The 1,631-nt window shown below is 76.8% G+C and carries 2 protein-coding genes; one reads left to right on the forward strand and one right to left on the reverse strand.

The window, feature by feature from the left end; all coding sequences use genetic code 11:
* The first annotated feature begins 39 nt into the window (after window positions 1–39).
* Complete coding sequence (locus CCN39_RS48120; RefSeq protein ID WP_167455392.1) at window positions 40–996, forward strand: helix-turn-helix transcriptional regulator; 957 nt, start codon at window positions 40–42, stop codon at window positions 994–996.
* Here the strand turns inward: CCN39_RS48120 and CCN39_RS48125 are convergent.
* On the reverse strand, window positions 993–1,631 hold a 639-nt coding region (locus tag CCN39_RS48125; RefSeq protein ID WP_143264486.1), incomplete at its 5' end, for a DNA glycosylase AlkZ-like family protein. The two genes, CCN39_RS48120 and CCN39_RS48125, sit on opposite strands and share 4 nt — an antisense overlap.

Consider the following 1,631-nt stretch of genomic DNA (forward strand, 5'->3'; position numbering starts at 1 on the left):
GGACAGGAGCTGTCCGCGATGTCTGGCACACTGCGTGCCATGCACGGCACATCGGAACGGCTGCTCAGGCTCCTCTCGCTGCTGCAGGCGCGCCGGGACTGGCCGGGCGCCGACCTCGCGGCCCGGCTCGAGGTCGACGTCCGCACGATCCGCCGCGACGTCGAGCGGCTGCGGTCCCTCGGCTACCCGGTGCACGCGACGCCGGGGGTGGCGGGCGGCTACCGGCTGGGCGCGGGCGCGGCGCTGCCGCCGCTGCTGCTGGACGACGACGAGGCGGTGGCGGTCGCGGTCGGCCTGCGCACCGCGGCGAGCGGCACGGTCAGCGGCATCGAGGAGACGTCGGTGCGGGCGCTGGCGAAGCTGGAGCAGGTGCTGCCGGCCAGGTTGCGGCCGCGCGTGGGCGCCCTGCAGGCGGCGACGGTGTCGCTGCCCGGCGCGGGCCCGACGGTGGACGCCTCGGTGCTGACGGCGATCGCGACGGCCTGCCGCGACCAGGAACGGCTGCGCTTCGGCTACGGCGACCGGTCCGGCGTCTCGACGCAGCGGTCGGTCGAGCCGCTGCGGCTGGTCCACACGGGGCGGCGCTGGTACCTGGTGGCCTTCGACCTCGACCGGGCGGACTGGCGCACGTTCCGGGTCGACCGGATCGCCGGGGTGCCGGCGGCGGGCTTCCGCTTCCCGCCGCGCGAACCGCCGGCCGCGGACCTGGCGGAGTACGTCTCCCGCCAGATCTCGACGGAGGTGTACCCGCACCGGCTGGTCCTGCGGGTGGCCGCCCCGGCGGCCGCGCTGGCCCGGCGCATCCCGCCGACGGCGGGCGTGGTGGAGGAGATCGACGAGGCCAGCTGCCGGGTGCGGACCGGGTCGAACAACCTGGACGCGGTGCCGTACCACCTGGCCCAGCTGGGGTATGACTTCGTGGTCGAGGAGGCGCCGCCGGGGCTGGTGGAACGGCTGCGGCAGGTGGCGGAGCGGTTCGCGCGGGCGGTGGGTTAGCCCAGTCGCACCCGGTCGCTCTCGCCGTCGCTCAAGAACGCGGCCACCGCACTTCCTTCGGCGGCGACCTCATCGCGCTCGGGTTTCGTCAGGGGCCGCAGCGGGTGCACCACGACCGTTCCCTCCGCCACCGTCCACGTTGCCGAGACGCGGCCGTCGACCAGGACCACCCGTTCGCCCGCCACCGAGAGCCCGCGGTGGGCGTCGTCGATGATGCGGGACCGGTCGTCGTAGCCGAGGATCGCGTTGTCGAACGCCGGGAGGAACCGGACCGGCGCGGGTGTTCCCGGGTCGGGCCGCGGCGCTTCGGGCAGGTCGAGCAGCTCGCGGCCCCGCTCGTCGCGGAAGGCCACCAGCTCCCCGCGCACCGCCTTCACCGCGGCCGGCAGGCCGGTCAGGCCGGACCACGCGCGCAGGTCCGCCGTGGCCGCCGGGCCGAACGCCGCCAGGTAGCGCCGGACCAGCGTCCGCCCGACGCCGTCGGCCGGGTCGAGCGGGTCGGCGTCGCGGCCGAGCCACGCGGCCAGCGGCAGGTTCCGCACGCCCGCCTTGGTGCGCCACAGGCCCCGCGGGGGCAGCTGCGCCGACGGGATCAGCGCGGCGATCAGCAGCTCCCCGAGCGGCCGCGGGCCCGG

This window comes from Amycolatopsis kentuckyensis, from assembly GCF_002155975.1.
GTDB lineage: Bacteria > Actinomycetota > Actinomycetes > Mycobacteriales > Pseudonocardiaceae > Amycolatopsis > Amycolatopsis kentuckyensis.

Excerpts from the sequence above, each read along its gene's own strand:
- CCN39_RS48120 (WP_167455392.1), top strand. The coding sequence starts at position 40 with ATGCACGGCACATCGGAACGGCTGCTCAGGCTCCTCTCGCTGCTGCAG.